The following is a 17,171-nucleotide window of genomic DNA, read 5'->3' as shown; positions in this document are numbered from 1 at the left end:
GAGCCGGTGGAGTTCGCGCCGGACGCCCCCCAGGCCAGATGCCTCGCCGAAGGGCGGCCCGTCCTGGAACCGGTACTCCCGCCCGACTGGTTCTCCGTCCGGGCGACAACTCGGTTCACCGCCTACATGCCGGTGTCACTGGGCGGTGAAGGTCCACAGCAAGTTGGTGCTGCTGCCGTCGGTCCACTGCTTGGTGACGGAACCGGAGGCCACGTTTCCGCCGCCGTCCAGGACGAGGCCGGTGGCCCGGTTGGCGATGGTGCACATGCCCTCGCCGCGGTGGGTGACCGTCCACTGCTGGTTGTTGTTGCCGTTCCACGCCGCCTGCCGGGCCGGGGAGCCGTCGGACGTGGCGCCCCAGCCGTCGGCGACCATGCCGTTGGTCCGGTTGACCAGCTTGTAGTAGCCGCCGCCGACCTCCACGAGCTGCCACTGGAGGTTGGGGCTGCCGTCCCACGTGTACTGCTTCAGATTGGACCCCGACGCCACGTCCCCGCCGCTGTCCAGGGCCAGTCCGTCGGTGACGTTGGTGATGCGGAAGTAGGTGGACGGATTGAACTGCACCTTCAGGGAGGTGATCTGGTCGTTCTGGCCGGTGACCCTGAGGTCGGGGTTGTCGGCGGTGAAGGTCCAGGAGGTGCCGGTGAAGTTGTCGCCGCTGTAGGCCACGATCCGGTTCCCGGCCGCCAGCCTCAGGGAGGAGATGCTCTGCGCGTCCACCCCGGCCAGCGCCAGTTGGTCCGCCGTGTAGGTGCCCGGGCCGAGCACCGCGTACTTCGCGGAGTAGTTCACGTCCCCGTAGACCACGGCACCGACCGCAGGACGCAGCGGGGGGATCTGGCCGGAGAAGGTGAGCTTGAGGACGTAGGCGCCCGCGCTGTACGGCGCCGAGGAGGGCAGCGTCACGGTCAGCCCGGAGAAGTCCTGGCTCGGTGCGGTCAGGTTGATGTAGGTGCCGGCCGTCGAGCCGAGCAGCTTCACCGAGGCGAGCGAGGAGAGGCTGATGCGGTCCGAGCTCAGGGTCTTGATCTTCAGTGAACTGCCGGGCCAGCCGAGGACGGTGGCGTACAGAACGGTGTTGTCCTTGCTGCGGGTGAAGCGGATGTCCTGGGCGGTACCGACGAGCGGGGCGGTGAACGAGCCGCCTCCCATCCGGGTGGGGCCCTCGCCGTACTGGGTCCAGGCCCGGGTCCCGTACACCGACTCCCCGAAGCGCTTCAGGTAGTCGCCGAGGCCCAGCAGGATGTCCTTCTGGGCCTGGGGAATGGTGCCGTCGGCCATCGGCGCGATGTTCAGCAGCATGTTGCCGTTCTTGCTGACCCGGTCGATCAGGGAGTGCAGCATCTGCTGGATGCTGTAGTAGCCGATCCCCTGGGTGTAGCACCAACTGGAGCTGGAGATGCTGTCGTCGGTCAGCCAGTACGGGGCGGTCAGGTCCGCGGGTCCGCCGCGCTCGTAGTCGAAGACCTCGCCGTGGCCGTTGAAGCCGTCCTTGTAGGTGGCGACGACCTCCTTGCCCCAGGAGTTGGCCTGGTTGTAGTAGTACGACAGGAAGTTCAGGCGCTGCGTCTCGTCGACGGCGTCGAGCTTGAAGTCCTGCCAGAGGATGTCCGGTTGGGCGCGGTCGACGACCTCCTTGAGCTTGTCGTACCAGAGCTGGTTCTCCGTGGTGGAACCCAGTTGTCCGTAGAGCTTCTTCAGGCTGGGGTCGCTCTGGGCGGGCACGTGGTCGTAGAAGCCGTTGAAGTGGAAGGCGTGGTGCATCGCCACGAGCAGCTTGAGGTTCTTGGCGCGGATCGCCGTGGTGAACAGCTTCAGCAGATCGAGCTTGGGGCCCTTGGCGACCGAGTTCCACTCGTTGGCCTGGGAGTCCCACATGGAGTACCCGTCGTGGTGCTCCGCGACGGGTCCGGCGAACTTCGCTCCGGCGTCGACGAAGAGCTGGGCCCACTCGTCGGGATCGAACTTCCCACCGGAGGACTTGAGTTTGGGCGCGAACTGGCTGAAGTTGCCCGCCTTGTCGTTCGCTCCGTTGATGAAGTTGTGGTACGGCCACACCGAGGGGTCGCCGTAGGTCGCGATGTGATGTGTGTTGGCGTTGCTCCCGCCGATGTACATGTTGCGCGGGTACCACTCGTTGTCGTAGGCGGGGACGCTGAAGACACCCCAGTGGAAGTAGATGCCGAACTTGGCGTCCCGGAACCACTCAGGGGCGGGCGGGTGTTGGTTCACCGAACTCCACGTGGGTGTGTAGGTGCCGGGAGCGGCTTGCGCACTGCCGGCGCCGAGCACTCCCCCCGCGACGGCTGCCGCGGCCACGCAGGTGGCACCGGCCAGGAACTGACGTCTGTTGATCGAACTGGGCATGGGGCATCCCTGTGACGGACGGAGACAGACGGAAAGGTGGGACCGGCGCGACGGCCACCACCCATCGCGTCGGTTGTTACGGAAGAAGGTCCGCCATGCGTCCTAGCCATGTCAACGGGTGTGCAGGGATGAAAGAAGCTCCTCACCTGCGGTTTTGCGCCGTAATGGTGCTTTTGAAAGCTTTTGTTCACCGGCAAACATAGAATGTCTTGAGGTTCTGGAGCGACGCCACCGACGGCCGCGACCCCGCCCCGGTGGAGCCCCACGCCGGCGAGGGGCCCAGCACGCCTCCCGGTATCATCGGCGCCACACTTGACGTGCCGTCCCGGCCATCCGCGCACTGGACGGCACGGCACCCTCACGGAAGGAGCTCACGTTGTCCCTGACAGACAGGGCCATCGGGCAGATCCGTGAGCTCATCCGCTCCGGCGCGCTGCCGCCGGGCGCGAAGCTGCCCCCGGAGCCGGAACTCGCCGCACAGCTCGGCCTCTCCCGCAATCTCGCTCGGGAGGCGGTCAAGGCGCTGGCCGTGGCCCGGATACTCGAGGTACGCCGAGGCGACGGCACGTATGTGACAAGCCTCCAGCCCAGCCTGCTGCTGGACGGACTGGGCGGGGCGGTGGAGCTCCTCCAGAGCGACACGGGTGCCCTGCTGGATCTGATGGAGGTCCGTCGGCTGCTCGAACCACTCGCCACCGGACTCGCCGCCACGAGGATCACCGACGACCAACTGGCGGAGGTCAAGGGCCACTTGGACGCGATGCGGGATGCGAGCGACGACGTCGAGCGGCTCAACGTCCACGACGCCGCCTTCCACCGCTCCGTCGTGGCAGCCACCGGCAACGAGAGCCTGCTCGCCCTGCTCGAGGGCATCTCGGGCCGCACCCTGCGCGCCCGGATCTGGCGGGGCAAGCTGGACGACCAGTCCTCCGGCCGGACCCTCGCCGAACACGAGGCGATCTACAACGCCCTCCTCACCCGCGACTCCGCAGTGAGTCAGGCCGCGGCTCTGCTGCACGTCAGCAACACCGAGCACTGGCTGCGGGAACACCTGCGATCGAACGCCGATCCGGCGTAGCGAACGGTCGGACGCTTCAGACCCTGGCCAGACGGCCCGGGAGACACTTCAGCTCTCGGGGCCGAACATGTAGGCGTTGGCGACGTCGATGAGGGCTGCTCCCTGATAGGCGGGGTAGCCCGCGGTGATGGCCTTCTTGTAGGCGTCGCCGTCGTCGCCGAGCAGCTCCCGGCCGGCGTTGACGTAGTCGGTGAGCTCGGCCCAGATGGCCGGGGTGGTCGGCTCGCCGTGGCCGGGCAGGATGGTGTCGTACTCGGTCTCGGCGGCGAAGCGGTCGATGTTTTCCTGCCAGCCTTCGAAGTCCTTGTCCAGGAACCACAGGTGGGTTCGGTTGTAGACGATGTCCTGGGCGACTAGTACGTCCTGCTCGGGCAGCTTGATCACGAGGGTGGTGTGGATCTCGCCGCCGGTGACCTTCTCGAACACGAACGGGATACCGTCGATGACCTCGGTGCCCGGGGTGATCTCCACGGTGGGAGTCATGTCGGCGAGCGGGATCGCAGTGCCGGTGGGCAGGTCGGTCTTGGGACCCACGGCGACGATCTCCGCGATGGTCTCCGGCAGCGCGTGCACGGGGACCCCGAAGCGGGCCGTGCCCTGGTAGTAGTCCGGATGCGCATGGCTGACGACGAGCCTGTCGAGAGGCTTGCCCAGGCTCTGGGCGTAGGCGACGACCTCGTCGGCGTAGGCCAGGACGAACTGCGCGTCGACGGCGATGATCCGCGACGGCGTCTCGATCAGCTGGGTGTTGACGTGCTGTGAGGGAGGTGAGGCGACAAGTACGGCAGAAGCCTGACCAGGCCGAGGCCGTCCTGGTCTTCTTCCAGGAGGACTTCGTCGGCCCCGGGACCGCGGAACTGACCGGTCTCGGCACCAGCACTGCCCCGATGCCCTTGTACCGCCCCGGCCCTTCGGAGGCCCTCGTACTCGCAGCTGCCGGCGAGCAACTGGCCGCGGAGTTCTCCCAGGCGGACCGCCATCCGCTGCCGGTGCACACCGCCCTTCTGCGCCGCCTGCTCGACGTCGTACTGCTGCGCCTCGCCCACCTGCACCAGCACGGCCAGGCCGCGGAGTCCGCCCCCGAGCCCTTCCTGCGCTTTCGTGACGCTGTCGAGCGAGGCTTCTCCCGCACCCACCGCATCGACGACCACGCCCGCGAACTCGGCTACTCCACCCGCACCCTCACCCGCGCCACCCAGGCCGCGGCCGGCCTCAGCGCCAAGGACTACCTCGACCAGCGCCTCACCCTGGAAGCCAAGCGCCTCCTCGCCCACAGCACCGAACCCGCCGCGGCCATCGCAGCCCACCTCGGCTTCGCCGGCGCCACCCACTTCGGCAAGTTCTTCCAACGCCGCACCGACCGCACCCCCCTGGCCTTCCGTGCCTCCCAACGTGCGTTGCCGCCCGTGCAGAGCTCGTGACAAGGTCTTGTCGAGGTGTCCTGGTCGTTCACGAACTGCCGCAGGTTCCGCGTACCGATCAGCGCAGCGTGGCGCTCAGCCGATACCGGCCGGACGGCAATCCGTAGGACGCCACGCCGTCCGAGTGACCGAGGAAGCGCACACCCTGCACACGGGCGAGCGGAGTTCTGCCCTCGCGGACGGCATCGCCCGACGCCGCCGGAAGACGCAGGGTCGCCTCGCTGTTGGCGGGCACGACGGCCTCGTACTCCAGGGTCCTGCCTCCGTCGCCCACCGTCCAGGCACTCTTGATCTCGCCGTACGGCGACCGGTGCGAGCCCGACACGTGGGTGATCCTGCCAGTGGGGTCGAGGTGCGGTTGCAGGACGAAGCGCTTGAAGCCGGGGCTGTCCGGGTCGCGCGCGATGCCGGCCATGTGGGTGTACATCCATTCCATGATCGCGCCGTACGCGTAGTGGTTGAAGGAGTTCATGCTGACCGGGCCGAAGCCCACGTCCTCGGAGTACGAGTTCCAGCGCTCCCAGACCGTGGTGGCGCCGTTGTTCACCGAGAACAGCCAGGACGGCAGCGCGTCCTGGTGCAACAGCCTGTACGCCAGGTCGGCGCGGCCCTCGTCGGTGAGGACGGGAGCAAGGACGTTGACGCCGAGGAAGCCGACGGACAGCGTGTTCTCGGCGTACCTGACCCGGCTGCTGTTCGGGTGTGCCGCTTTGTAGGCCGCGTCGTTGCCGATGTTGTCCGCCAAGTGCCCGACCAGGGCACGGCGTTGGGCGCCGGTGTCGTAGAAGCCGAGTTTCAGCACCCACAGCAGGGCCGTCTGGCTGTTGTCCTCCGTCTTCTCATCGGGGTCCGCTCCCGGTTCGATGGGAGAGGCGTCGCCGAGGCTGGACCGCACCGTGACCGTGCCGCCCTCGGTGCTGAGGTACTTCTCGATGAACGCCCTCTTGATGTCGCCGAAGAGCTGTTCGTACGTGGTGGCCTCCGCCGGGCGGCCGATGGCGCGGGCCATCTGTGCCATCAGGCGGGCGACATAGCCGTAGTAGACGTCGCTCATGAGCTGGGCGCTGGTCTTCTGCGGCGCGAGCCAGTCCCCGGTGAGGGAGCCCTGCCCGGCGTGGGTGTCGCCGGTCTGCGTCCTGATCCAGTCGAGATAGCGGGTCATCGCGGGCCAGTTGCGGTCGATGACGGTCGGGTCTGCGGTCATCTGCCACAGGGTCCAGGGCAGGATGACGCCGCAGTCGGCCCAACCGCTGCCGCCGCCGGGGAAGTTGTAGCGCCCGCCGGGAGCGACCCCGGTGAACTGCGCCTTGTCCATGCCGTAGACGGTCTGGGAGTCGACGACGGTGTCCTGGAAGTGGCTGAGAAAGGCGGTCGCGTCCCCGTTGTACAGGCCGGTGGTGGCGAAGACCTGCGTGTCGCCGGTCCAGCCCAGACGTTCGTCGCGCTGCGGGCAGTCGGTGGGCACCCACAGGTAGTTGCCGCGCTGGCCCCAACGGACGTTGCTGATCAGCTGGTTGATGGCGGGGTCGTTGGTGGTGACGGTACCGATGTCGTGGATCGCGGACGTGGCGACCTTTCCGGTCAGGGAGGTGATCGTGACGGTGTCGGTCGCCGTGACGGACACGTACCGGAAGCCGTAGAAGGTGAGGGAGTCCTGGTGGGTCTCCCCTTCGTGATCGCCTTTGAGGATGTACGTGCTGGTGGCCTTGGCGCTGCGCAGGTTGGCTCGGTAAAGCGAGCCCTCGGGGCCGTCGGCGCCGGGGCTGTCGTCGTTGAGCATCTCGCCGAACTTGAACTCGACCCGCGCTCCGGCCGGTCCGCGCAGGCTGTAGCGGGCCACGCCGACCATGTTCTGGCCGAGGTCGAAGACGGCGGTGTCACCGGCGCCGATGGTGACCTGGGCGGTGGCGGCCTTGCCCGGGTCGACGACCGACCGGCCGTGGTCCACGACGATACGGCCCTTGCCGTTCGGGCTGCTGTCCTGTCCGGTCACCCCGGTGGCGACGGTGATGGACCGCGGCCGGCGGTCCCAGCGATGCATGAAGCGCGCGGTCTCACCGGGGTAGGCGAGCAGGCGCACGTGCGGGTACCTGTCCTCGAAGGGGACTCGTTCCGTGTCCGACCAGGCCCGGTCGTCGAATCCGGGCGAGGTCCAGCCCGGCAGCTCCATGCGGGCGTCGTAGGTCTGCCCGTCGTAGATGTCGTCGGCCCGGTAGGGACCGGTGTCCGTGGCCTTCCAGCTCCCGTCCGGCTCGGTGACGACCGTCTGCGACGTCCCGTCGGCATACCGGATCAGCAGCTTGGCCTTGACCGCCAGGGCGTTGCCGTCCTTCGAGTAGTACGTACTGCCCTCGGAGGCACGGCCGTTGTACCAGCCGTTGCCCAGCACGAAGGCGAGGGTGACCGCCCGTTCCCGTGTCACGAGGTCCGTGACGTCGTAGGTCATGTAGTTGACGCGTACGTCGTAGTTCGTCCAGCCCGGAGGCAGCAGCTCGGTCGTGGTGCCGCCGTCCTGCGGAACGGTCACCCGCTCTCCGTTGACGTAGGCGTCGTAGACGCCTACGGCGGATACGTACAACCGTGCCCCGCGCACCTGGTGGCGGCTGTCTGCCCGGACGGTTTCCTGCGTTCGCAGCATGGGGGCGCCGGCCGAATTAGGGGCTTTCCCCTTCATTCCGATCCACTGCGCGCCGTCCCAGCCGGTCACGCCGTCGGTGCTCAGGAGGCCCGTCTCGAACGTGGCGGGGAACGAGACGCCGACCGGCCGACCCTCCGTGTCCCACACGGTGACGGTCCAGTGATATCGCGTCGAGGCGCTGAGCGGCTCGCCGGCGTAATGGACGGCCACCGAATCGGAAGACTGCACGCGCCCGCTGTTCCAGAGGTCCGCGCGGGCGGTGGACAGTTTGTCGGGAGAGCTCGCCACGAGGATCTGGTACGACCCCTGGCTCCGGCCGCGGCTCGCCGACCGCATGCGCCAGCCGAAGCGTGGCCTGCTCGCGTCCACGCCCAGGGGATCGGCACGGTGTTCGACGGTCAGTCCCCACACCGCGGCGCCCTCCGAACCCCCGGCCGCCTCTGCCGCCGCGCTCGTTCCACCTCCCATGACGCCGGCCCCTGCCGACATGGCGCCGGCCGTCGCGGCGAGCACGGCCCGACGAGGCACCACCGGGCCGTGTCCGTGCGAAGGCGTCCCCTCGCTGACGTCGTGGTCGGCGCCGTCCGCACTGCGCTCTTCATGGGTCACGCCTTCGTCCTTTCGGTGCTGCGGGATTCATGCAAGGGATCGCGGCTGGTGAACGTGTGTTTCCCCGAGCCGACGAGGTGGGGGGCGCGGTCACCCGCGGGCATCAGGACCCGCGCCGTGGTGTTCGGCGGGAGTTCCACGTCGAGCCGGAATCCGCCGTTCTTACGGATCCACCGCACGGACACCTCGCCGTACGGTGTGCGGTAGTCGCCTTCGGCATGGGTGAGTGCGCCGACGGGCCGGGGGTCGATCACCAGCTCGCGGTAGCCGGCCGTGCCGCGGGCCTGGCGGATGCCCACCAGGCCGCTGTGGAACCACTCCTCGATCTGCAGAAGGATCATGTGGTTCTTGGAGTTGCCCATGTCCCACTGTTCGGGAACGGTCGTCAGGCCGTGGGGATTGGCGGTGGTGGGTGCCATGAAGTAGCCGTAGCTCGGGCGGGTGTCCTCCTGGAGGACGTCCCACAGGACGTCGTCGCGGCCTCCTTCGTGCAGGGCCCTGACGATCGGGGCGAGACCGATGGTGCCGCCGCTGAGATGCGGCCCTCCCCCGAACGGCCGGTACGCGTGGACCAGTTCGACCAGCGCGTCGAGGACCTTCGCGCGTTCGCCCTCCGGTACCAGACCCTCGTCCAGCGCGAGCGCCTGAGCGGCCTGTGTCGCCCCGGCGGCCCCCTCGTTGCCCTCGGCGGTGTAGCGGCCCAGGCCCACGTTGTAGAAGGCGTCGTTGAAGGCGTCCTTGATGTTGGCCGCGAGATTGCGGTACTCGGACGCGTCGGCATCCCGCCCGATCAGCGCCGCCATCCGGGCCATGCGGTCGGCGACCTGGTGGTAGCCCCAGGTGCCGGTGATGCGGCCCGAGGTGTTCTCGCCGGCGATCCAGTCGGCCAGGGCCGCGTTCACGATGTGGGCGTCCGCCCCGGTGCCGGCCTTCCGGGCCCTGATGTAGTGGAGAAAGGCCTGCATCTGTGTGTAGTAGCGGCTCATCGTCGAGGTGTCGCCGTACGTCTCGTACAGCAGCCAGGGCACCAGGATGATGCCGTTGCCCCAGTTGATCTCGTCGCCGAACCGGCCGGTGTAACCCCAGTCGTACACCGGGGCCTTGAGCGCCACGTTGCCGATGCCGTCGCCGGCCCTGGACTGCCCCTCCACCAGGTGACGCTGCATGGTGCGCAGGTAGGCGGCATAACCGAATGTGCGGTGCAGGGATCCGAAGGGCTGGACGTAGTCGGCGGGGTAGGCGAGCTTTTCGCGGCCGGGGCAGTCCGTGAAGGTGGACATGGTGTTGCTCATGATCGAGTAACGGGCCATGCGGTGAACGCGGTTGATCCGGTCGTCGGAGGTCCGCACGGAGCCGGCGGACGGGACGTCGGCGTGGATCTGCAGGCCGGTCACCGTGTCCCGGGTCGGTGTCCAGCCCTCGGGCAGGCCGGTCACCTGCAGCCACTGCATGCCGAAGTAGTGGAACTGCGGGTGCCAGCGCTCGCCTCGCCTGTCGCCGTGCGTCGTGTAGGTGGCGAACACGTGGGTACCGCGGGCGGGGCCGCCGCCCATGATCGACGCCTGGTTGACGGTGCCGTCGGCGTTCAGCGACTCGGCGGGGTAGAGCGTGACCGTGGTGCCGGCCGGGAGCGGGCCGTCGAGGTCGAGCAGCGGCCATCCTGCGAAGTTCTGCCCGAAGTCGAAGACCCACATGCCGGGTTGTGGCTGTGTGACGCCGACCGGGCGGAGACGGTCGACGATCTTGAGTGGCTCGGCCGTCCGCCAGACCAGGTCGGTGGTCAGGTTGGGCGGCGGGGCGATCCCGGCGTCGGTCCAGCCCATGGCCGTACCGTCGCGGCGCCTCGCCGACTCGCCGAGGTCCGCGCCGGGGGCCGTCCAGGCCGGCTGTTCGCGCCGGGAGTCGTAGTCGGAGCCGGAGTACCAGTTGGCCGTGACGGTCGGGCCGAGGGCCGTCCGCCACGAGCGGTCGCTGACGACGGTCTCCACCGTGCCGTCGGCCTTCGTGAGTTCCAGGCGGGCGATCAGCCGTGGGGTGACTGCGGCGCCCGCGCTCGGGTCGGTGTCCGCCAGGGAGTTGCCGGAGCCCGTGACGGCGGCAGAGCTGTCGTGGTCGGAGGTGAGGGCGGGCTCGAACGTGATGCCGGTGCCCTCGGCGCCCGCGGTGCCGATCGCGGTGATGGTGCGGGACTCCAGGCGCTCGCCGCCGTCGCCGGTGTCGATGTTGACGGTGCCGCCGACGTGGTAGCCCGCCACACTGCTCACCTTGACGGTGGTGGCGCCCCGGGTGGCCGGAGCGACCAGGGTGCCGCTGCCCTTGAACTGACTCTGCCACCAGCTGTACGGGGCGGTGCGGCCGGCCGCGGGATTCGTGACCGAGCGGGTCACGAGCGCCGTGCCGTGACCCAGTTCGACGCCGAGGGTGTTGTCACCGGGATGGACGAGGCGAGTGACGTCGTACACCCGGTATTCGGCGGAGAGCTGGTAGTTGGAATTGCCCGGCGCGAGCACCTCGTCGGTGATGGGCCTGTCGTTGAGCCAGGCCACCTGCAGTCCGACGCCGGACAGGTACAGCCTCGCCCCGACCACCCTCCCCCGGCCCGCGTCCACCCGAAGGGCGCGGGCGAACACGGGCAGGGGCTGGTCGACGGCACGGCCCGGGTGTTCGATCCAGCGGGCCTCGCCCCAGTCGGAGCGCTTGAGGAGTCCCGTCTCCCAAGAGGCGGGCCTGCTCCACGGCGTCGCCTCACCGTCGGTGCTCCACGCCCGCACCTGCCAGACCACGCGGTCGCGCGAGGCCAGGGCGGGACCGTGCCATGCGATGTCGGTCTGCGCCGGGGAACGGACCTGGCCGCTGTCCCACAGCAGACGGCCTGCACCGAGGTCCGCGTCCGTGCGCGCCGCACGGATCCGGTAGGCGGCCTGGATCCATCCCGCGCCGGCCCCCCTCACCCGCCAGCTCAGCCGCGGGGCGGGATCGTCGACGCCTAGCGGGTTGTCCTCGCGACCGTCGACCGCGAGACCGGTCACCCTCGCTCCCTGGCTGTCGCCCTCCTGTTCGCTGTGGGCGGCCTGCGCGGGCAGCCCGGGTACGCCTGACACCGCCAGCCCGGCCGCGGGGACGGCCATGGCGCCCACCACCTGTCTACGGCTCAACGCTCCGCTCGGAACATCGGGCATGCCAAACCTCCGTTCATGCGATTTCGGTACCGGGATGCCGTGCCGGACCAGCGGCCGACGGCTGCGATGTCAGCTCCCGGCCTTGTAGTCGGCGTCCATCTCGGCGAGGAGCTTGTCGGGTGTGGACTGTCCGCTGAAGATCTCCTGGAGGCCGCTGAGCATGGTCTGCTGGACCTTGGGGTTGGGCCAGAGCTGGTCCATGAACGGCACGGTGCGGTTCGACTGGATGAACTGCGACAGCTCGGTGAGCGACGGGTCGACCGCGAAGCCCGTGTCCGGGAGGGAGGGCAGGCCGCCCTGCTTCTTGACGAACAGGGTCATGCCCTTTGGCGACATCACGAAGTTCACGAACTTCAGGGCCAGTTCGGGGTTCTTCGCCTTGGCGTTGACGCCGTAACCGGCGCCGGCGGCGGCCGGGATGAGGGTCTGGGAGGGCTGGTCGGTGGCGGGCAGGGCCTTGAGGGTGAAGGTGCCCTGCGGGTTCTTCTGCTTGAGGAGGGCGATGACCCAGTTGCCCTGGATGATGCCGAGGGTCTTGCCGTTGGCGGCGAGTTGCTGGCTGGCCTCGTAGTTGGTGCCCAGGGGGTTCTTCTGGAAGCAGCCGGTCTTCTCCATCGTCAGGTACTTGTCCAGGGCGGTCGCCCACGGCGACTTGGCGAAGGTGGCCTGTCCGGCCTGCATCTTCTTGTCGAAGCCGCGATCCGGGCCGTAGACGCTGGTGGCGACCAGCGAGTACAGCGCGAGCTGGGTCACCCAGTTGTCCTGGTTGCCCAGTGCGAAGGCGGGGGTCCCCTTGGCCTTGGCGGCCCGGCAGAAGTCCAGCAGCTTCGTCCAGGTGTCCGGAGGGGTGAGCCCCGCCTTGTCCATGGCCTGCTGGTTGTAGACCGCGCCGATGCCGTTCTGCCCGAAGATCGCGTTGTACGTCTTCCCGTCGTACTGGGCGACGCTCTTGATGGCGGGGGGCATCTTGGCTGCCCAGGGCTGGTCGGACAGGTCACGCAGATAGCTCGGCTTGGCCAGGACATAGGTGGCGGCGGGGTTTCCGTTGCCCGGCCAGACCGACATCACGTCGGGTGCGGTGCCGGAGGAGAGTTGGGTGCGGATCTGCTGCTGGTACTGGTCGGCGCCGCTGGTGGTGTAGCGGACCTTGACGCCCGGGTTGGCCTTCTCGAACGCCTTGACGACGTCCTCGACCGAGCCCTGGTCGACCGAGGCGAGCGTCAGGGTCTTCGAACCCCCGCCGCCGGAGCCGGCCTTGGTGCCACCGCTGCAAGCGGTCAGAAGGGCGGCAGCCGTGACCGCCGCGGCCAGCGCCATGGGTATGCGCGTGTTCATGATGACTCCTTCGAGGAGAAGGCCGGGCTCGGTGATCTGCGGGGCTGCGGGCGGGGGTGGGGGTCGGGTGTCATCCCTTCAGCCCTCCCGCGAAACCGCTGATGATGCTGCGTTGCAGCAGGAAGTAGACGAGCAGGACGGGCAGGATGCTGATCACCAGCGCGGCGAAGATGAGGTTCCAGTCGGTGACGTACTGACCGACGAAGCCGGCGATCGCGACCGGCATGGTCTGCTGGGCACTGCCGCTGAGGTACAGCAGCGGGGTGAAGAAGTCGTTCCACACGGCCACCGCGTTGAGCACCAGGGCCGTGACGGTGATCGGTTTGAGCATCGGCAGCACGATGTACCGGAAGCCCTGCAACGGCGTGCAGCCGTCGATCAGCGCCGCGTCCTCGAAGTCCCGGGGCAGGGCGCGCAGGAAGCCGACGTAGAGGAAGACGGTGAACGGCACCTGCAGACCGGAATAGAACAGGACCAGCCCCCAGGGACTGCCGAGCAGGCCCAGATCGCGCATGGTCTGGTACAGCGGCAGCGAGGCGAGCTGGAAGGGCAGGACCAGGCCGAGGAGGACGAGCAGATACGTCGCCCGGGACCAGCGGGCCGTGATGCGGGCCAGCGGATAGGCCGCCAGGGACGAGATGGCCAGCACGATGACGACACTGCACACCGTCACCAGCACGCTGTTGGCCAACGCCCCGCCGAGCGAGCCCTGCTGCCAGGCGTGGGTGAAGTTGTCCAGGGTCGGCGAGCGGGTCGGGCTGATGGGCGAAGAGGTGTCGGAAGCCGGGCGCACGGCGAGGTTGACCAGGACGTACACCGGGAAGCCGACGAACAGGGCGACGGCGATCATCGCCAGTTCCAGCGCGAGGGTGCGGGGGCGGTAACGGGTCATGACGCGGCCCTCTCGTTCCGGGACAGGAAGAAGTACTGACCGGTGGAGGCGACCGCCACGATGATCGTGAGGACCACGGCGAGGGCGATGCTGTAGCCGAACTCGCCCAGCGTGAAAGCGTCCTTGTAGATCAAGGTCGAGATGGTGTCGGTGGCGTGCCCCGGTCCACCGCCCGTCAGCGCGTACACCTGGTCGAAGAGTTTGATCCCGCCGATGATCGACAGCATCAGGTTGATGGTGAACGCCGGGGCCAGCAGTGGCCGGGTGACCGACCAGAAGCGGCGCACGGGACCGGCGCCGTCGATCGCCGCGGCCTCGTGGACCTCCTTGGGCACCGACTGCAGTCCGGCCAGGAAGATGACCATGGAGTAGCCCGCGTACTGCCACACGATCACCCCGACGATGGCCCACAGGGCGAGGTCGGGACTCCCCAGCCAGTCCTGCCGGAGGCCGTCCAGCCCGACGGCGCTCAGCAGGCTGTTGACGGCGCCGTCCGGGCCGAGCAGGTTGCGCCACAGATAGGCGGTCACGATCGGGGTGATCAGGGCCGGGGCGAAGAGGAGGACCCTGAGCAGGTTGCGGGACTTGATGGCCGTGTTGACGCCGAGGGCCAGGACCAGCCCCACGGCGTTCTGGATGACGGTGATCGACACGGCGATCAGCAGGGTGTGCCAGACGGCCTGCCTCGCATCGGCGTCGCGGAGCATGTCGGCGAAGTTGTCCAGGCCGACGAACGAGAAGTCGGGGCTCAGGCCGTCCCAGTCGGTGAACGCGTAGTACACCCCGCGCCCGCTCGGCACCAGAACCACGAAGGCGAACAGCAGCAGTGCCGGTGCCATGAACCACCACGGCGGGGTGGTGCGCCCCCGGCGAGCGCGGGCGACCGGGACCGGATCCCGGAGCCGGCGATGGTGGTCCTCCGGAAGCCGGTCGTTCGGAGCGAGAGTCACGGGCGGACCTACTTCCTTGAAACGATTCAATACATCAGCCGATGAGGGCGCGGCCGACACGGTCCGGTGAGACGTCTGCCGGCTTCTGCTTCTCTGGAGGTGTGGTGGCCCGAGTGGGCGAGGTCGTGGGTAACGTTTCCCAACGGGTGTTGCCAGACCCTAGAGAGCGTCCCGGGTGACGTCAAGATGCCGTGCACGATGCGCGAGTGTTACGGCGAATCAGCCCGTGAGACTTGACCTGGACGCCTACTGAACTGCACATTCGCCCCTAGACACTGTGTGCAACGTTTCCCACAGGATCGGAGGGATGTCGGATGGCGACGTCAGAACCGTCTCGCCGCGTCACCATCGTCGACGTCGCGCGTCACGCCCAGGTGTCCACGACCGCGGTGTCCAAGGTGCTGCGCAACGCCTACGGAGCCAGTCCCGAGATGCGGGCGAAGGTCCGTCGATCGATCGACGAACTGGGATACCGGCCCCTCGCGGCAGCGCGTGGCCTGCGCGGGCAGACGTACACCCTCGGCGTGATGCTGCCCGACATCCGCAACCCCTTCTTCCCCGAGATCCTCGACGGGATCACCAGCCGCCTCGAAGAAACCGACTACCAGGTGTTCCTGGGGCCGGGGTGCAACGGGGAGAAGGAGGAAGCCCGGGTCACCGAAGCCATGATCGACCGGGGGATGGACGGCCTCATCCTGGTCGCGCCCGTCTCACCGCGCTCCCACCTGGAGCATCTGGCCTCCGTCGTACCGGTGGTGATCGTCGGCCGTCACGGGCACTCCGCCGCGTACGACACCGTGAACGACGACGACATGGCAGGTGCGGCCCTGGTCGTCGGTCACCTCGCCGGCCTCGGGCACCGTCGCATCGCCCACGTCGAGCACCGCGAAACCGATCCGACGCGGCTCGAGGAGATGCCCAACGCGCAGCGCGCCGAAGGGTACCGGCGTGCCATGCGGTCCCACGGGCTCTCCGAGGAGATCGACGTCGTCTCGACCAGCTACACACCGCAGGGCGGTCTCCAAGGAGCCAAGGAACTGCTCACGCGCCCCCGCAGGCCCACAGCCGTGTTCGCCGGAGCGGACATCGTCGCCATGGGAATGCTGGAGGCGTTCACCGAGGCCGGGGTCTCCGTGCCCGGTGACATCTCGGTGGCCGGTTACGACAACACGACCTTCGCCGCGCTCGGCCCGATCTCACTGACCAGCGTCGACCAGGCCGGCCGCGAGATCGGTGACAACGCCGCCCGTCTCCTCCTCGAGCGGATCGCCGACCGCGACAAGCCGTCGGTCCAGGTCAAACTCTCGCCCACCCTGGTGCCGCGCCGGACCACCGCACCCTTCCGCGAAGAGCGGGACTCCACGGGAACAAGTGGAGAAGTCCAACCGAAGGGTTGAGCACGGTCCGCCGCGTACCGGGCGAGGTCACCCGGGCATGGCTCCGTCGCTGGAGGCCGGCACCTGGAGGGCAGCTGCGGGCGAGCCTCGTGCGGCTGCTCGCAGGAGACGTCCGGCCTCCGCATCCGCAAACGGTCGGCGCCTTGGGCCATGTCTCCCAGCAGACACTGTCCGCCGACGCCGCACGAGGTCCCCTCCCCCGGTCACTCGCCCAGCAGTCGGCGCAACCACCGGAGCCGGGCCGCGCGGGCCTCCGCGGAGAGGGCGGCCTGAGGCACCAGGTCGTCGAACCCGTGGAAGCCTCCCGGCCACACATGCAGCTCGGCGATGCCGCCCGCCTGCCAGATGCGGCTCGCGTAGGCGATGTCCTCGTCGCGGAAGGTCTCCGCCGAGCCCACGTCGATGAACGCCGGAGGCAGACCGGACAGATCGTCCGCGCGGGCAGGGGCGGCGTACGACGAGACGTCGGCGGTGCCGCGCGCCTCACCCAGCACGGCACTCCAGCCGGTCTCGTTGGAGGTGCGGTCCCACACGCCCAGGCCCGCCATCTGACGGGCGGACGGGGTGTCGTTGCGGTCGTCGAGCATCGGGCACATGAGTACCTGGCCGATCGCGCGCGGGCCCTTGCGATCGCGGGCGAGCAGCGCCAGCGCCGCGGTGAGCCCGCCGCCCGCGCTGCCGCCCGCCAGGATGATGCGGTCCGGGTCACCGCCCATCTCCTCGGCGTGCTCGGCCGTCCACAGAAGGCCCGCGTAACAGTCCTCCACCGGGGCCGGGTGCGGGTGCTCGGGGGCGAGCCGGTACTCGACGGACACCACGACCAGGCCCAGTTCCTCGGCCCAGTCGAGAGGGATCCCCAGCCGGTGGGTTCCCGTCACCATGCCGCCGCCGTGGATGTTGTAGAGGATCGGGCGTGGATCGGTCGCGCCGGTGGGCCGGCAGATCAGCAGCGGCACTTCCGGCGCGCCCGGCGGCCCTGGTACGGCCCGCTCCTCGACCTCGAAGAGACCGTCACGAGCCAGCTCCTCGTTCGTCGGAGGCGCGAACGAGCCGGTCTGTGGCTCCCGCCCGGCCGGGATCATGTCCGCGGTGATCGTCGGCGGCAGCCAGTCATTGATCGCTGCAAGGTGTGCGGCAAGTTCAGGGTCGAAGGGCGGGGGAATCATGGCCGTTGGTTCTCCTGTATCTGACGCGTGGGCATGGGATTCACCGGATGTGGTGCGGGGAGTCGCAACGGGGAGTTGTGATCCACGGAGCCCGGAACGTGCGGTCCTGCCACAGCGGGACCCTTGCCGGGCTCTGGCC

The 17,171-nt window shown here is 68.8% G+C and carries 12 protein-coding genes; 4 read left to right on the top strand and 8 right to left on the bottom strand.

Annotated elements, in window-relative coordinates; translation table 11 throughout:
* Positions 1-135 precede the first annotated feature (135 nt).
* Positions 136-2,367: an alpha-L-fucosidase gene (locus ABZT93_RS29325; RefSeq protein WP_356110379.1), complete on the bottom strand. Its 2,232-nt coding sequence runs from the start codon at positions 2,365-2,367 to the stop codon at positions 136-138.
* A 376-nt stretch (positions 2,368-2,743) separates the two neighbouring features.
* Between ABZT93_RS29325 and ABZT93_RS29320 the strand changes: the two genes are divergently transcribed.
* Positions 2,744-3,445: a FadR/GntR family transcriptional regulator gene (locus ABZT93_RS29320; protein WP_356110376.1), complete on the top strand. Its 702-nt coding sequence runs from the start codon at positions 2,744-2,746 to the stop codon at positions 3,443-3,445.
* Positions 3,446-3,493: 48 nt separating this feature from the next.
* On the opposite strand, the gene ABZT93_RS29315 is transcribed toward ABZT93_RS29320, so the two are convergent.
* Positions 3,494-4,099: an MBL fold metallo-hydrolase gene (locus ABZT93_RS29315; RefSeq protein ID WP_356110395.1), complete on the bottom strand. Its 606-nt coding sequence runs from the start codon at positions 4,097-4,099 to the stop codon at positions 3,494-3,496.
* On the opposite strand from ABZT93_RS29315, the gene ABZT93_RS29310 reads away from it, so the two are divergent.
* On the top strand, positions 4,064-4,207 hold the full coding sequence (locus ABZT93_RS29310; RefSeq protein WP_356110373.1) for a hypothetical protein: 144 nt from the start codon (positions 4,064-4,066) through the stop codon (positions 4,205-4,207). The two genes, ABZT93_RS29315 and ABZT93_RS29310, sit on opposite strands and share 36 nt — an antisense overlap.
* Before the next feature lie 5 nt (positions 4,208-4,212).
* Positions 4,213-4,866: an AraC family transcriptional regulator gene (locus ABZT93_RS29305; RefSeq protein ID WP_356110370.1), complete on the top strand. Its 654-nt coding sequence runs from the start codon at positions 4,213-4,215 to the stop codon at positions 4,864-4,866.
* Between the two features lie 58 nt (positions 4,867-4,924).
* On the opposite strand, the gene ABZT93_RS29300 is transcribed toward ABZT93_RS29305, so the two are convergent.
* The 5 genes from ABZT93_RS29300 to ABZT93_RS29280 all read right to left on the bottom strand — a co-directional run bounded on the left by ABZT93_RS29300 (position 4,925) and on the right by ABZT93_RS29280 (position 14,469).
* Positions 4,925-7,993 carry a family 78 glycoside hydrolase catalytic domain gene (locus ABZT93_RS29300; RefSeq protein ID WP_356110392.1) on the bottom strand — a complete coding sequence of 1,023 codons (3,069 nt, stop codon included), beginning with the start codon at positions 7,991-7,993 and terminating at the stop codon, positions 4,925-4,927.
* Between the two features lie 116 nt (positions 7,994-8,109).
* On the bottom strand, positions 8,110-11,268 hold the full coding sequence (locus ABZT93_RS29295) for a family 78 glycoside hydrolase catalytic domain (protein ID WP_356110367.1): 3,159 nt from the start codon (positions 11,266-11,268) through the stop codon (positions 8,110-8,112).
* A gap of 93 nt (positions 11,269-11,361) precedes the next feature.
* Positions 11,362-12,627: an extracellular solute-binding protein gene (locus tag ABZT93_RS29290; protein WP_356110364.1), complete on the bottom strand. Its 1,266-nt coding sequence runs from the start codon at positions 12,625-12,627 to the stop codon at positions 11,362-11,364.
* A gap of 70 nt (positions 12,628-12,697) precedes the next feature.
* Positions 12,698-13,519: a carbohydrate ABC transporter permease gene (locus ABZT93_RS29285; protein WP_356110361.1), complete on the bottom strand. Its 822-nt coding sequence runs from the start codon at positions 13,517-13,519 to the stop codon at positions 12,698-12,700.
* Positions 13,516-14,469, bottom strand: coding sequence for a sugar ABC transporter permease (locus ABZT93_RS29280; protein WP_356110359.1), 954 nt, complete (start codon positions 14,467-14,469; stop codon positions 13,516-13,518). The genes ABZT93_RS29285 and ABZT93_RS29280 overlap by 4 nt, the downstream gene beginning before the upstream one ends.
* A gap of 314 nt (positions 14,470-14,783) precedes the next feature.
* On the opposite strand from ABZT93_RS29280, the gene ABZT93_RS29275 reads away from it, so the two are divergent.
* A complete protein-coding gene (locus ABZT93_RS29275; RefSeq protein ID WP_356110356.1) occupies positions 14,784-15,866 on the top strand; it encodes a LacI family DNA-binding transcriptional regulator in 1,083 nt (360 codons plus the stop codon).
* A 203-nt stretch (positions 15,867-16,069) separates the two neighbouring features.
* Here the strand turns inward: ABZT93_RS29275 and ABZT93_RS29270 are convergent, their stop codons facing one another.
* Positions 16,070-17,032 (bottom strand): alpha/beta hydrolase, encoded by a 963-nt coding sequence (locus ABZT93_RS29270; protein WP_356110353.1) that lies wholly within the window; start codon positions 17,030-17,032, stop codon positions 16,070-16,072.
* Positions 17,033-17,171: the final 139 nt, after the last annotated feature.

This window comes from Streptomyces sp. NPDC005303, from assembly GCF_040607335.1.
GTDB lineage: Bacteria > Actinomycetota > Actinomycetes > Streptomycetales > Streptomycetaceae > Streptomyces.
This window is presented reverse-complemented; position numbering and strand designations above follow the sequence as displayed.